The following is a 14,256-nucleotide window of genomic DNA, read 5'->3' as shown; positions in this document are numbered from 1 at the left end:
CGGAAGTGTAACCCTGGCCTTTCGGGAGAATTGCCGCTATTTAGTAATAGGACGTTAACAACAGAGGAGTGTTCAGCCGAGCAACTTGCGGTAAATCGCCAGGTAGTCGTCAACCATCCGGTCGGCTCCGAAGCGGCTGCGGGCGCGAGTCCGGCAAGCGGCGCGGTCAAGCGTGGCAACTTCCTTCACGGCGTGTACAGCTTGGTCCACGTCATCGACCAGGTGACCGGTAATGCCCTCGTCGATGACTTCGGGCATGGAGCCTTTCCGGTACGCGATCACCGGCGTGCCGCAGATCATGGACTCGACAACGGACAGCCCGAACGGCTCGGCGAAACGGATCGGGTGCAGCAACGCGACGCTGCCGCCGAGCACTCGGGCGCGATCCTCCGGCCCCACCGAACCCCGGTATATGACCTGGTCACCGTCGATGTGCGGCTCGACATGCGAACGAAAGAACTCCTCGTCCTGCACGATGCCGCAGAGCACCAACCGGCGTCCCGCCTGCCGCGCGATCTCGATCGCCATGTCGGTGCCCTTGTCGGGGTGGATGCGCCCGAAACACACCAGATCCTCGCCGCCGTCCTCGGTGAACGGGAGCTGGTCGAGATCCACGCCGTGGTAGACCGTGCCCGCGTAGTCGAGGTCGGGGCTGCGGTCGGCGTCGGAGATGGACACGAAGGCCGAGTGCGCCCTGCGGTAGGCCGGCAGGATGGTGGGGCCCGAGAAGCCGTGAATGGTTGTCAGCATGGGTGCCCGGCAGAGCGCGGAGAAGGCGAGCGGCAGCCAATCGAGGTGGTTGTGCACCAGGTCGAAGTCCCCCGAGCGTTGCAGGGCATAGCCGACGTGCAGCGCCTCCCAGACGCGCCCGTCGAGTTCAGGATCCTCTTCGTACCCGTGGACCGCGACGCCGTCCAGGGTGGCCTTCGTGATCGAGTCGAGCGTCGCGAAGAGAGTCACGTCGACGCCTCGGGCGGTCAAGCCCTCGGCGAGCAAACTCGTGATCAGTTCCCACGGGCCGTAGTGGACCGGCGGCGTGCGCCAGGCGACCGGTCCGAGCAGCGCCACCTTCATGATCCTCAGTATGGGAGCGGATCCGGTGTTTCGTACGAGGTTCGCGTGTTAAAGAGAGACCATGGAAAACCCCTGGTGGCACAGTGCCGTCGTATACCAGATCTACCCCCGCAGCTTTGCCGATGCCAACGGCGATGGAATGGGCGATTTACGCGGGATCATTGACCACCTCGATCACATCGCTGGGCTGGGCGTCGACGTGATCTGGCTGTCGCCGATCTATCCGTCCCCGCAGGACGACAACGGCTACGACATCAGCAACTACCAGGACATCGAACCTATTCTCGGTACGCTCACAGACTTCGACGAGCTGCTCACCGGCGTTCACGAACGCGGTATGCGGCTGGTCATGGACCTGGTCGTCAACCATTCCTCGGACGAGCACGCGTGGTTCGCCGAGAGCCGTTCGGCCAAGGACAGCCCGAAACGCGACTGGTACTGGTGGCGGCCGGCCCGCGAGGGCATGGAACCGGGTACACCCGGCGCCGAGCCCACGAACTGGGGTTCGGTCTTCGGTGGCCCGGCGTGGGAGTACGACCCCGGCACCGGCGAGTACTACCTGCACATCTTCAGCAAGAAGCAGCCGGACCTCAACTGGGAGAACCCCGAGGTCCGCGAGGCCATCTACGAGATGATGAACTGGTGGCTGGACCGCGGTGTGGACGGCTTCCGGATGGACGTCATCGACCACATCTCGAAGACCACCCCGCTGGCCGACGGTGCCGTCCGACCGGGATCGCTTTACGGCGACGGTGCACCGTTCTACATGCACGGCCCCCGAAACCACGAGTTCCTGCACGAGATGCACGAACGCGTTTTCGCCGGCCGCGAGGCGTTGCTGACAGTCGGCGAGATGCCTGGCGTCACCGTGGACGAGGCCAAGCTCTACACCGACCCGGTGCGCGGCGAGGTCGACATGGTGTTCAACTTCGACCACGTGTGGGTGGACCGTGGCGCCGACCCATGGTTGCTCTACCCGCTGCAGCTCACCAAGCTGAAGGCCATCTTCGCCCGCTGGCAGGCCGGACTCGCCAACAAGGGCTGGAACAGCCTCTACTGGAACAACCACGACCAGCCGCGCGTGGTGTCCCGGTACGGCGACGACTCACCGCAGTGGCGCACACGGTCGGCCAAGATGCTCGGCGCGGTGCTGCACCTGCACCGCGGGACGCCGTACGTCTACCAGGGCGAAGAGCTCGGCATGACGAACTATCCATTCGAGTCCATCGCCGACTTCCGCGACATCGAGGCGCTCGGGCAGTACACGCAGGCCGTGGATCACGAAGGTCAGACGCCCGAGGCGGTCCTGACCGTGCTACGCGCCCGCAGCAGGGACAACGCTCGCACGCCCATGCAGTGGGACACGTCGCCGAACGCCGGCTTCAGTACAGGCACCCCGTGGCTGACGGTCAACCCGAACTACACGGACATCAACGCGGCCGCGGCGGTGAAGGACAAGGAGTCGGTGTACCACTTCTACCGCCAACTCATCAGGCTGCGCCAGGACGAACCGGCGGTGGTGTACGGCGACTTCACCATGCTGCTGCCCGACGACGAGCGCCTGTATGCGTACACCCGCCGTCACGGCGGCACCGAGCTTTTGGTGATCGGCAACTTCACGGGCGAGCCGGTACGCGCGGAGATCGAGGAAGCCGAGGCCTGGTCATCGGCTGAACTGGTCCTGACGAACGCGCCGGCACCGGCGGGGCTTGAGCTTGAGCCGTGGCAGGTCGTCATCTATCGCCGACAAGTCACGTCCTGAGGGCCGCCTTGGCCTCGGCTGGCGGGGAGTGCGGCCTTGGCTGGTGGAATGTGCGGCTTCGGCTGGTGGGATGTGCGGCCTTGGCTGGTGGGGTGTGCGGCCTCGGCTGGGCGCTTTGAACCGGAGGGAGCGGTCGCCAGCGAATGCCAGTCAGCCAGCAACCACAGCGTCTGGCTGCGGCGATAAGGCACACCAGCCGGAATTGGCCTCGTGCAGGTGACCGCCGCGGCCTCTCCTCGACAAGAGGTCATGTCGAAGAGAGGCCGTCGGCGGGGGCAGGCCTCGCGCGAGAGAGACCCACGCGGGGACTGGCCTCGCGCGCGAGCGACCCACGCGGGGAGAGGCCTCACCCAGGAGCGACCCAATGGGAGCGGCAACTCGCGGTGAGAAGCCTCACGCGGGGAAAGGCGTCACCGCGTGAGGCGGCCGTCTCACGCGGTAATGGTGTCCCAGGAGTAGGCGAGCAGGGCGAAGGCGGCGCCGAGCAGGGCCAGGGATACGCCGCGGGTGCCGATGGGCAGGGCGGCGAGGACGAGGAGGATAACGGCGATCAGGTAGAGCACGCCTTGGATGTGCATTGGAGAGCCTCAATTCGTCGGGGGTGTGGCGGCGCGGCTCATACCCTCTGGAGAACTGCTCCCAAACACGATGGCTCTGCACGGCCCGGGCTGGCCGCATTGCCGGGGGCGAGTGGGCGGCAAGTCTGCGGGCAGTCGAGGGCTTAGCGGGTGGTCAGTCCCGGGCGGGGCGGTCGGACGCTGAGCGGGTAGGCGGACTCGGGCGGGGTAGCCGGGGCTGATGAGTAGGTTTGCTGGCGCTCGGCCCTTTTTCAGCCTTGCTCCGTTCAGGGTTGCGGTGGCGGTCGCTGCGGTTGGTTGGCGGGTTGGGGGTGGCCGGGACGGCGGCTGAGTACCAGCGGCTTGAGCAGCCTTCGTGGGCGCCGCCTTCATGGGTCTTTGGGCCGGTGTGAGATTTGCTGTACGTCCTCATCGCCGTTGCCGGTTGGCTGGTGTAGCGGGAGGCGGGGTGGACGACGGCGCTTACGGCGTACGGAAACTAAGTGGTTTCGAATGCGGTTTGGACTTCGATCTTTTTCGGGGCTGGGCGGTACGGGCTTGCGTTGCTGGACCTCGCGGTGCTAAGGGTGATGATCGGCGTCACTGTGGCGTTGTTCCGGCCGATTCGCGGGCTGCGACGCTGCCGCTGCTTTATTGGATGTGGGCGACGTTTGCGACAGCGCTCAACGCTTGGATTTGGCACGCCAATTGAGCTTTTCCAGGAATCGGCCCAGGTGAGGGTCGAAGCGGGCCGGGTCGGCGGCCGCTAGCTCGGAGCGATTCCACCAGCGGACGTCGGCGAACTCGCCCTCGTCCACGGTCAGCGGTGTGTCGCGGGAGAGTTCGACGAGGTACCAGAGGCCGACGTCGGTGTGCCGGGCGTCGACGCCCACCGTCTGCGTGACCGTCAGGAAAAGTGGCTGGGTGAACGACGCGTCGACGCTCAGTTCCTCGGCCAGTTCGCGCCGAGCGGCCAGCGCCGGGTTCTCGCCGGGCTCGACGTGGCCGCCGGGCGGAAGCCAGAGCCGGGCGTTGCGGTGGTCGACCAGCAGCACGTCGCCGGTTTGCGGGTCGGCCGGGACGACGTAGGACACCAGGTGGCGCGGCGGGGTGGCCGGTTTGGCCCGGCGGTATACATCATCCGTGGTTTCCAGCCAGGCCAATGTGTCGCTCAGATGCGCGGCTTCCAGCTCGTCATGCGGCTGGAGGGCGGCGATCGTCGAGTGCAGGAGCGGCAGCATCCGGTGATGATGGCTAGAGCGAGGCCGGACGCCGCTCCTGTGCTGTGGCCGGACCTGGGCATGGTTGGGAGCGATGGCGTCGGGCCGGATGGTGGCGGGGGCTGACGGCGCGCCGCCCCGGACGGAACGGTCCATCCGGGGCGAGCGGCTCGAGCGAGGTGCCTCAGGACTGCAGGCAGATGTCGAACGGGTGGCCGGCTGGGTCGAGCAGGACTCGCCAGCGTTCGGGGTTGGGTTGGTTGTCGGGCTTGGTGGCGCCGAGGGCGAGGGCCTGCTGCTCGGCCTTGTCCAGGTCCTCGACGTAGAAGTCGAGGTGGTAGCGCTTGGGCGCCTGCTCCTGCGGCCAGCCGGGGGCTGAGTAGCCGGGCACCTGGCCGAAGCCGATGCTTGTTGAGCCGTCGCCGATCATGGCGTACTGAGTTTCGCTGTGCAGGACGTTCCATCCCAGCACCTCGGAGTAGAACGTGGCCAGGGCGCCTGGGTTCTCGGCGTCCAAGTTGATCATCGCTAGTGTGGCGAATCCAGACATGGACCCATCGTGCTCGGGGAACCTGACATCTTCTGTCAGGTTCCCCGTTCGGGTATCTACTTCAGGTAGACCAGGCCGTCGGAGATCACACCGGGCCGGCCAGTGGTGCCCTCGACGACAATCTTGACGGTGTGCTGGTCGCTGGCATTCCACGAGCGGGACCAGACCGCGCGGCGGTACAGGGTGTCGGTCGAGCGCAGGTCGATGGTGCCGGCGGGCTGGTCGTCGACGTACACCTGGATCGCCCCGGACACCGCTGTGCGGCTGAAGGCCAGTGCCGCCGAGCGACCGGTGAACGTCCAGCTCAGCGAGGCCCCGGCGGTGGTGGCCCGCAGTGCGGAACCGTCGAGGTAGGCGCTGTTGCCCACCGAGCGCCACGTGCCGGTCTGCTCGGCGCGGTCCTCGGGCACCAGTACCGGTGTGCGCACCGCGGCGACCGAGCGCGCATTGCCCGCCCGGTCGGTGGCGCGCAGGCCGTAGGTGGTCTCGGTGCTGGGGCTGACCGAGCCGGCCCACGACGTGGCAGTGACGCCCAGGTCGGCGGACGCCGGGGTGGTGAGCACAACCGAGGACAACCCGCCCGCGTCCTGCACGGCCCAGCGCAGCCGGACGGGCACGATGCCGTTGAGCGAGCCGGTCCGCAGGGCCACGCTGGGACCGCTGGTGAACTGGGGCAGCGTGGCATCGGCGTAGACGGCCAGGCTTGCGTACGAGACCCGGTTGTTCAACGCCACCGCGCGTACCCGGACGTTGTGCCGCCCCGGGGTGAGCTGGAGCAACTGCTGACCTTGCGTCGCCGGCACCGATGCGGCCAGCTCGCCGTCGACGTACACGTCGTAGCGGTCCATCAGCGTGGTCGCGGTGTCGACCTGCCAGTAAGGGCGGATCGCGCTGCGGGTGAACCAGGTCGAGCCGGTCTTGCGCGCCCCGTTGATCTTCGTGATGGTCAGGTCGGCGGGCCCCGCCGCCGCGATGCTGCGGATCGAGCCGAGCTGTGAATACAGCGTGTTGCCGGGGCACTCGGTCTTGCCCGTGTCGCGGTGACCGGAGACCCGGTTCAGGATCGCGGTGCTGCCCTTGGCGTAGCGATCACTGCCGCTGGACACCAGCGCCGCGCGCCCACCGGGGGCGTGGCCGTAAATTCCCAGCTTGTACGACGCCACCTGCGCGATCACCGTCTTGACTTGCCGCGACACCGCCTGCGATCCGTAGTTGCCGAGCACCGCGATGGCGCTGCTGCGCGAGTTGAACCCCAGCGTGTGCGCGCCCAGCACCGGCTTGGTGATGCCGCCCCGGCGCCCCTCGAACAAGGTCCCGCACTTGTCGACCAGGAAGTTGTAGCCGATGTCGTTCCAGTGCTTGCTCTTGACGTGGTACGCCTGGATGCTGCGGATGATCGCTGCGGAGTCCGAGCAGCTGTAGTTGTTCGTGCCGGCTGTGTGATGCACGAACAGCACCGAGACGTCGGTGGTGTACTCCGGCGCGTTTTTGACCAGCTTCTCGTTGGCGCCCCACCCGGCGCGGGTAACCACCTTCGGGATCGGGCGCTCGGGCACCGTGACGGCGGCCGGCTTCATCGTCGCTGCGGGAGTGCCGGGGTCGATCAGGTCGAGGCGCATGCCCCGGGGCGGCGGCGCCGTGCCGCCCGCGATGCGCGCCTGCACCCCGTCTGACGGGTCGACCCACAGCGGGTCCGTGCTGCCCCGGGCCTGGATGGCGTCCTTCGAACCGGGGGCCGCCGGGCTGGGACCGTCGGCTTCGAGAGTCTGCCAGGGCGTCCATGCGCCGGTGGCCATGGAGCGGGTGCGGACCTGCACCGCCGCGGCCGGCGTGGCCGACGCGTCGGCCCAGGTGGCGCCGATCAGGCTGAACCGTGCGGTGGTGCGCGGTCCGTCGTTCGCCGCCCGGGAGAAGCCGCGTGCGGCACCGGCGCCGGTCGCCAGGTCGATGGTTTGCAATGTCGGTTCGCTCGCCGCAGCGGCAGCCAGATGCGGTGGAGAACCGGTGTTTCCGCTCGCCAGAACGACAGTGATGCCGGCCAGCATCAGGGCGCTCGTTGCCGTACTCAGGACTCGTTTCGTCACGCCTGTCCCCCCGCGAAAGACTTCGGATCGGCCCAGATCAGGATGAAACGTGCGGGGTCCGCGCGGGGCTGGTATGCGTTATTAAGGGTCGTAAATTGTCTGCCGATAGGCAGGACGTGACCCGCGCCAGGCTTTTCCTCGGCGCGGCGGTCGCCGCCATCGGGCTGGAAATCGCCGGCCCGCAGGCTCTGCGGCTGCCGCTCTTGGTGCTGTGCGCGCTGAGCAGCCTCGGGGCCATGGCCTACGCCGTACGCCGGATCGCGCTGCCCGATCAGCGGGGCCCCTGGCTGCACCTGCTCGGCTCGGCGTCGCTGTTCTTCGCCGGCGTAGTCATCCGGGCGCTGGTGCCGGGCGCCGGGGAGTCGCCGCCGACCGCGATGGCGCTGATCCCGAACGCATTCGTGCTGCCCGGCTATCTGCTCATGGGCGTGGCCTTCGGTACGTTGCTCAAGCTGCGCCGGGCGCTCGAGGACGACCCGGCCCGGGTGGACGCGGTGCTCGCCGGGCTGGCCACCGCCTTCATGTGCTGGACCTATCTGGTTGCGCCGTCGATCCAGCAGGACGGGCTCTCGCCCCTGCGCTTCGCCAACGCGTTCTTCCCGGTGATCGACGTGGTGCTGCTGGTCCTCGTGGCGCAGCTCGCGCTCTCCGGTGCCCGTGCACCGGCCCTGTGGCTGCTCATCCTGGCCGCCGCGGCCATGTTCACCGGCGACTTCGTCTTCATGCTGCGCGACGGCGAGCTGGCCCCGGTCTCGGCCGAGCTGGTCGACGTGTTGTTCATGGCCACGTTCCTGCTGGTTGCCTCGGCGATGCTGGACCCATCGATGCGCACGCTCACCCAGCCGCAGCGCATCGTCGTGCGCGACCTGAGCAAGCTGCGCACCGCGCTGATCGCCCTGACGGTGGTCGTGCCCGTCGTCATCACCACCGTCGAACCAACCTCCGGGGTGCTCGACGGCGCGGTCCGCGCGGTGCTGTGCGTCTGCCTGGTGTTCGCGATCCTCTATCGCGTCGTGCGTTCCAACAATTCCCGCGTGCGTGCCGAGCGGGCCACCCGGCGCCGGGCCACCCACGACGAGCTGACCGACCTGCCCAACCGTGGGCTGCTCGTCGAGACCGTTGCGGCCTGGAAAGACCGGGAGATCGGCCTGCTCTTCATCGATTTGGATCGCTTCAAGCTCGTCAATGACCACTGGGGCCACGGGGTCGGCGACGAGTTGCTGTGTGCGGTCGCGGACCGGTTGAGCCGGCAGGCCCGCCAGGGCGACCTGGTCTGCCGCATCGGCGGCGACGAGTTCATCGTCGCGGTCCCGTCGGCTGACGCTGCTGCCTCGGCGGCCTTCGCCGAACGGGTTATCGCCAGCTTCACCTGCCCCTTCAACCTGTCGGTCGGCGACGTGGTGATCACGGCTTCGATCGGCGTCGCGACGTCGCCGGGTGCGGCTCAGGCCCTCGACCTGATCCGCGACGCCGACACCGCCATGTACAAGGCAAAGGACTTCGGGCGCAGCACCTACGCGCTGTTCGACGAGTCCCAGCGCGAGCAGGTGCGCAACCGCATGGACCTCGAGCAGGCGCTGCGCGGTGCGCTCGAACGCGGCGAGCTTTACGCCACCTACCAGCCGCTCGTCAGCCTGACCACTGGCGAACTCGACGGCTTCGAGACCCTGATGCGCTGGGACCACCCCGAGCTCGGGGCGGTGTCGCCGCTGCAGTTCATCCCTGTCGCCGAGGAGACCGGCCTGATCGTCGACGCGGGTGCCTGGCTGCTGCGCGAATCGGTGCGCCAACTCGCCGCCTGGCGCACGGTTCGCGGACCGGGCGCCCACCCGCTGCACGTCTCGGTGAACGTGTCGGTCCGTCAGCTGCGCGACCACGCCCTGGTCGGCATCGTGCGCGACGTCCTGCAGGAAACCGGGTTGCCGCCCGCCGCGCTCTGGCTCGAGATCACCGAATCCGGGGTCATGGAAGACCTCGAGACGGCCCTCGGCGCGCTCACCGCCCTGCGCGACCTGGGCGTCACCCTGGCCATCGACGACTTCGGCACCGGCTATTCCTCGCTCAGCTATCTGAACCGGTTGCCCGTCGGCATCCTCAAAATCGATCGCTCCTTCGTCTCCGAGGTGGGCGAGCACGGCGCGAACGAGTCGATCGTCCGCGCGGTGCTGGCCATGGCCAAAGCGATGAACCTGCGGGTGGTGGCCGAGGGCGTGGAGACGCCGCTGCAACGCGACTGGCTGCGGGCGCAGGGATGCGACCTGGGCCAGGGCTGGCTCTTCGGCAAGCCCATGGTCGCCGCGGCTCAGGAGAGCTTGATCGGCGGCAACGTCGCGGTCTGACCGCCGCTCACATCGCCAGAACCACCTTCCCGCGTCCGTGCCGCGATTCGACCGTCTCATGAGCTGCTGCCACCTCCTCGAACGCGAACACGCGCAGAGGCATCACCACGTCGCCCTCAGCAGCCAACGCCACGACCTCGGCGAGGCGGGCGGGGGACCGGCCCGCCCGCACCGAGCGAGCACCGTGCCGCTCGGCCGCCGCGTCGTCGACGATCGTGCCGATCCGCCGGGGGTCCACCCCGAGCGCGATGGACTGAGCGATCGCGTCGCCACCCGCGGCGTCCAACGCCACACTCACCCGGTGGCCGAGGCCACGCACGGCCTCGACCAGCCCGTCCCCATACGCCACCGGGACAGCACCAAGCTCGCGCAGGTAGTCATGGTTGGCCGGGCTCGCCGTGCCGATGACCACGGCGCCGGCGCGCCGGGCCAGCTGAGTGGCCAGCGTGCCCACCGAACCAGCGGCCGCATGCAGGAGCAGCACATCGCCGGCGCCGACCTTCAGCTCAGCCAGCGCCCCGGATGCCGTCTGCGCCGCGGCGACCAGAGCCGCAGCGGCCGGGAAGTCAAGCTCCGGTGGCTTGACGACGACATTCGCGGCGTCGACAACGAGCAACTCGGCACACCCGTTGAGCATCGTCGACCCCAGCACCTCGGTGCCGATGGCGGGGCCGGTGACGCCCTCTCCCCACCGATCGACCACCCCCGCGTACTCCTGGCCGATCTGCTGAGGGAACACCGCGTTGACCCAGGGCATCTGCCCGCGCCGGACGGCAACGTCGAACGGCTGGACACCGGCGGCTTGCACCCGGATGCGGACCTGACCGGGGCCGGGCACGGGATCGGGAAGCTCGGCGACGCGGAGCACATCGGACGGACCGAAACGATCGAAGACGGTTGCTCTCATGGCCTGATCCTGAACCCTCGACTTAGGTGAAGGTCAACCCCGGCACCTGAGGCGTAGGTCACTGAAATCTCAGCGGGCTCAAGAACGTGCGGGCCGGCAATCGTGGCGCTCGCCGTGCGACAGGGTTGAGCCCCGGTCAGCGGGCGACGTTGTCGGTGACCGACACCAGCAGGGCCAAGTCTTCGCGCGAAGCCAGGCCCTCGCAGTCACCCGGCACGGTCACGGCGAACGCCCCCGCAGCTACCGCCGTGGCCAACCGGGTCGCCGCCTCGGCACCGGCGAGACGCTCGGCAAGGTAGCCCGCGACAAAGCCGTCCCCGGCGCCCACCGGGTCAACAACGGAGACCGGGAGCGCGGGCAAGCGGTGCTGAACACCGTCGATCAGAGCTGAGCATCCCCGCGCTCCGTCCTTGACGACCACTTCGGAGGCTCCCAGCGCCGCCAGCTCCTCGACCGGTGGCCCGTCAACGACCAGCGCGGCCTCGTCCGGCCCGGCGAAGACAATGTCGGCCCGGGAGGCCAGGTCGCGCAGCACGGGCGCGGCGTCGAAACGGGACCACAGTTTGGCCCGGTAGTTGAGATCGAGCGACACCGCAACGCCGGCTGCGCGTGCCGTTTCGACCGCGTGGAAGACCGCCGCGCGCGCCGACGTGCTCAGCGCCGGCGTGATGCCCGTGACGTGCAATATGCCGGCCTCACGCACCGTGCTCGCCGGGATGTCGGCGGGCGTGAGGCGAGAACCGGCACTGCCCGCGCGATGGTAGTCGACGTGCAACAGCGAACCAGTGCGCCGATGTTTGACCAGCAAGCCGGTGAACGAAGGGTCGCGCATGACGATGGCGTTGACACCCTCGGCGCGCAGGCGATGCTCGATCAGGTCGCCGGTCGCATCCGCGCCGACCCGGGCCAGCCAGGTGGCCGAGCCGCCCAGGCGAGCCACGCCGATCGCTACGTTGCTCTCCGCACCGCCGATGCCGAAGGAGAAGCCGCGGGCGTGCTGCAGCCGGCCGATGGTGTCGGCGGCAACCACGCCCATGGTTTCCCCAAACGTCAGCACGCCGCGTGCCACGGCCGCAGCGGTCACGACCGCGCGTAGGCGACGGCGTCCACAGCCCGGCGGGCTCGGGCGGCCAGCGCGCTCAGACTGCCTCCGGTCGCCGCATCGCCGATCAGCGGTCCACCCAACCCCACCGCCGCGGGCCCGGCCGACAGCCACGCCGCCACGTCGGCGATCGCGATGCCACCGGTCGGCATGATGCGAATGTCGGGCAACGGTCCGTGCAGGTCCTTGATGTAGCCGGGGCCAACCGCCGAGGCCGGGAACAGCTTGACCAGGGGGGCGCCCGCGCGGCTGGCGGTGAAGATCTCGGTCGGGCTGAACGCGCCCGGATACACCGGCACACCGAAGCCGTCGATGTCGGGCACCAGCACCGGCGAGACGAGGAACGCCGCGCCCGCGTCCACGCTTGCCTTGGCATCGTCAGCGGTCAGCACCGTGCCCGCGCCCAGCGCGACATGGGCGGGTAACTGCCGCCGGAGCCCGCCGAGGGCTTCCATTGCGCCTGCGCACGTCAGCGTGACCTCCAGCGCGGTGATGCCGGCGGCCACGAGCACCTCGCTCACCGCGGAGAAGTAGTCCGCCGTAGGCGCTCGCAGCACCGCCACCACGCCGCTGCGAACGATCGAGTCGGTAACCGCCAGGTCCGTCATGGACGCCTCCCCTTCGCCAGGTTCCAGCATCGCGCGTGCAGGGGCGGATCAGCTAGTGACGCTTGACTCCTGTGATCCAGACGTCGGCTTTGCCGCGCCCGGGGACCGTTTGATGTAGGAGCGCAACGAGCGCGCCGGGAGGTCCGAAACCGCCGCCGCCGGCGGCGTGCTTTCGATCTCCAGCTCCTCGCGGATGGCGGCCTCGAGCTGCTGCATGACCAGCGGCACATGACCGAGCATCTCGCGGACAGCCTTGCTCGAATCGACGCCCGGCGGCGGGGTCGGCTTGGGAGTGTACAACTTCTCCAGCAGCAAATGAACTGCCAGGGCGGCACTGCGAACCTGGCCGGAAGCCAGCAGCCGCACGTGCATGACCGCCGGACCGGCCTCGTCCAGGTAGGTGTAGGGCCCAGGCATGGGTTGCCCGGAGTCAAGCGCCGTCCGCAGCCGGTAGCTGGCCCGTTCGAACTGCGTGAGCAATGCGACATAAGCGTCACGGCGCTCGGCATACCAGCGTTTTGTACGCTTGGCACGGCTGCGGGCATAGTTGTTGCGCGCCGACACAAGCACTGTCACACCGGCGCCCACCAGGGCAAACACGACGGCGACGAGGGGAAGCCCCCACCACGGGATCTCAGACACGCGCCTACCGTAGCGATGCCCCGGCACGGCGGTCGCGACCGTGCCCCAGATCGTGACCGTTCAGTCGTAACGCCCACCTTTTTGTCAGCCCCCCGGTCTACGGTTCGGCGTATGTCAACTGCCATCGATTACGCCTCGGCCGGCGTCTTCACCGACCTCACCGGCGTGCCCAGCGTCGTGCTCGATCAAGTGCCGGACGATCCACTGCAGATCTGCGCCCTGGTGCCCGGTTTGGTCGTGCATCCGGCTGAGATGCCGGGGGAGCGGCCCGCCGAGCAGCAGATCCGTCCCGCAGCGCAGATCCTCGATGCGCTTCTGGCGCTGGATGCCTCCCCGCTGACTCACGCGCGGCCGCCGCAGCACCGGGTCGTCGGGACGTGCCGGCACTTCGCCGTGCTCGCCTGCGCGCTGCTGCGGCACCGTGGCATTGCGGCTCGCGCGCGCTGCGGATTCGCCACCTACTTCCAGGAAGGTAAGGGCCTGGACCACTGGATCGTGGAGTACCGCGCCGGTGCCGCCGATCCCTGGACCCGCGTGGATGCCCAGGTCATGGGCGACGCCGTCGACCTGCAGCCCGAGCAGTTCCTGAGCGGCGGAGAGGCTTGGGCCGCGCATCGGGCCGAGACGATCGACGCTGCGCATTTCGGGGTGGCCGGCACCAGCAACTGGGGTCCCGCCGAGATCCGCGGCAACGCGATCCGCGACCTGGCCAGCCTGGCCAAGGTGGAGACGCTGCCGTGGGACGAGTGGGGCCGGATGGGGGAGTCGTACAAGGGGCAGACCGGTGCGGACTACGACCAGTTGATGGACGTTGTCGCCTCGGTGTGCGCGTTCGGGGATCCCTCGGCAGTGTCCGCGCTGTACACCAGCAGTGAGCTGCGCGTGCCCGACGAATTGCTCCGCTGACTGTCCTGGGACGGAGGCCCGGCCGGTACGACCGAAGTCGCTGGAGGCGATGATAAAAGCGGAATCTTTTCCTGTCCCCGCTCCTGACCCGAGCCGAAACGCACAGCGCGACAAGGCCGCCGCGCGCACTCGATGCGTTTGCCATGCGCGTGTATCGACGGCTTACCCGGGTGCGGCAAAAAATGAGCCCGATACGCGTTGGCAAAACCGCGGCCAGGGTCGCATAAATGTATTTGCTGGTGTGCGATACCTATCTTCCGAGCTCCGCGGCGCACCGGCCGCGGCACTGACGGAAGGGCGGCTATGCCACCTCTGGGAAAACGTGTCGTAACGACGGGAATGGCGGGCCTGCTGCTCACCGGCGCGGTTACGATCCCAGCAACGACGGTCGCGGCGGCTCCGGCCGGCACCCTCAGCGCGGTCGCCGGCGGGTCCAGCCCCCCCGCTGGCCGTACCAGCGCTGTGGAGAGCAAGCGGGTGGACAGCGTTCTTTCTTGTTCTTTTA

12 protein-coding genes and 1 pseudogene are annotated in these 14,256 nt (G+C 68.5%); 4 read left to right on the top strand and 9 right to left on the bottom strand.

Annotated elements, in window-relative coordinates:
* Nucleotides 1–72 precede the first annotated feature (72 nt).
* The gene (locus tag TFC3_RS23080; RefSeq protein ID WP_067503621.1) at nucleotides 73–1,074 is read right to left on the bottom strand and encodes a glycosyltransferase family 4 protein; all 1,002 of its coding nucleotides are present in this window, start codon (nucleotides 1,072–1,074) and stop codon (nucleotides 73–75) included.
* A 61-nt stretch (nucleotides 1,075–1,135) separates the two neighbouring features.
* Between TFC3_RS23080 and TFC3_RS23075 the strand changes: the two genes are divergently transcribed.
* Nucleotides 1,136–2,836, top strand: coding sequence for an alpha-glucosidase (locus TFC3_RS23075; protein ID WP_067503618.1), 1,701 nt, complete (start codon nucleotides 1,136–1,138; stop codon nucleotides 2,834–2,836).
* Nucleotides 2,837–3,267: 431 nt separating this feature from the next.
* Here TFC3_RS23075 and TFC3_RS38580 read toward each other — a convergent pair whose 3' ends face one another.
* Nucleotides 3,268–3,414, bottom strand: coding sequence for a hypothetical protein (locus TFC3_RS38580; RefSeq protein ID WP_173745343.1), 147 nt, complete (start codon nucleotides 3,412–3,414; stop codon nucleotides 3,268–3,270).
* A gap of 220 nt (nucleotides 3,415–3,634) precedes the next feature.
* Here TFC3_RS38580 and TFC3_RS36160 point away from each other — a divergent pair.
* Nucleotides 3,635–4,105: pseudogene (locus tag TFC3_RS36160) on the top strand (TspO/MBR family protein).
* On the opposite strand, the gene TFC3_RS23070 reads toward TFC3_RS36160, so the two are convergent.
* From TFC3_RS23070 to TFC3_RS23060, 3 genes are all read right to left on the bottom strand, one after another.
* Nucleotides 4,077–4,634, bottom strand: coding sequence for an NUDIX domain-containing protein (locus TFC3_RS23070; protein WP_067503615.1), 558 nt, complete (start codon nucleotides 4,632–4,634; stop codon nucleotides 4,077–4,079). The pseudogene TFC3_RS36160 and the gene TFC3_RS23070 overlap by 29 nt on opposite strands.
* A gap of 163 nt (nucleotides 4,635–4,797) precedes the next feature.
* Nucleotides 4,798–5,163, bottom strand: coding sequence for a VOC family protein (locus TFC3_RS23065; protein ID WP_067503612.1), 366 nt, complete (start codon nucleotides 5,161–5,163; stop codon nucleotides 4,798–4,800).
* Nucleotides 5,164–5,219: 56 nt separating this feature from the next.
* Nucleotides 5,220–7,247, bottom strand: coding sequence for an N-acetylmuramoyl-L-alanine amidase (locus TFC3_RS23060; RefSeq protein ID WP_236718265.1), 2,028 nt, complete (start codon nucleotides 7,245–7,247; stop codon nucleotides 5,220–5,222).
* Between the two features lie 95 nt (nucleotides 7,248–7,342).
* Here TFC3_RS23060 and TFC3_RS23055 point away from each other — a divergent pair, with 95 nt between their 5' ends.
* Nucleotides 7,343–9,586 carry a bifunctional diguanylate cyclase/phosphodiesterase gene (locus TFC3_RS23055; protein ID WP_236718264.1) on the top strand — a complete coding sequence of 748 codons (2,244 nt, stop codon included), beginning with the start codon at nucleotides 7,343–7,345 and terminating at the stop codon, nucleotides 9,584–9,586.
* Nucleotides 9,587–9,593: 7 nt separating this feature from the next.
* Here TFC3_RS23055 and TFC3_RS23050 read toward each other — a convergent pair whose 3' ends face one another.
* From TFC3_RS23050 to TFC3_RS23035, 4 genes are all read right to left on the bottom strand, one after another.
* Nucleotides 9,594–10,493 carry an NADP-dependent oxidoreductase gene (locus tag TFC3_RS23050; RefSeq protein WP_067503603.1) on the bottom strand — a complete coding sequence of 300 codons (900 nt, stop codon included), beginning with the start codon at nucleotides 10,491–10,493 and terminating at the stop codon, nucleotides 9,594–9,596.
* A gap of 136 nt (nucleotides 10,494–10,629) precedes the next feature.
* A complete protein-coding gene (locus tag TFC3_RS23045; RefSeq protein WP_236718263.1) occupies nucleotides 10,630–11,550 on the bottom strand; it encodes a sugar kinase in 921 nt (306 codons plus the stop codon).
* 23 nt (nucleotides 11,551–11,573) lie between these two features.
* Nucleotides 11,574–12,203 (bottom strand): bifunctional 4-hydroxy-2-oxoglutarate aldolase/2-dehydro-3-deoxy-phosphogluconate aldolase, encoded by a 630-nt coding sequence (locus tag TFC3_RS23040; RefSeq protein WP_067507305.1) that lies wholly within the window; start codon nucleotides 12,201–12,203, stop codon nucleotides 11,574–11,576.
* A 48-nt stretch (nucleotides 12,204–12,251) separates the two neighbouring features.
* Nucleotides 12,252–12,845, bottom strand: coding sequence for a hypothetical protein (locus TFC3_RS23035; protein WP_067503601.1), 594 nt, complete (start codon nucleotides 12,843–12,845; stop codon nucleotides 12,252–12,254).
* A gap of 111 nt (nucleotides 12,846–12,956) precedes the next feature.
* On the opposite strand from TFC3_RS23035, the gene TFC3_RS23030 reads away from it, so the two are divergent.
* Complete coding sequence (locus TFC3_RS23030) at nucleotides 12,957–13,751, top strand: transglutaminase domain-containing protein (RefSeq protein WP_067503597.1); 795 nt, start codon at nucleotides 12,957–12,959, stop codon at nucleotides 13,749–13,751.
* Nucleotides 13,752–14,256: the final 505 nt, after the last annotated feature.

The organism is Actinoplanes sp. TFC3 (assembly GCF_001553785.1).
Classification (GTDB): Bacteria; Actinomycetota; Actinomycetes; order Mycobacteriales; family Micromonosporaceae; genus Actinoplanes.
The sequence above is the reverse complement of the archived record's forward strand: the minus strand, read 5'-3'. Positions and strand labels throughout refer to the sequence as shown.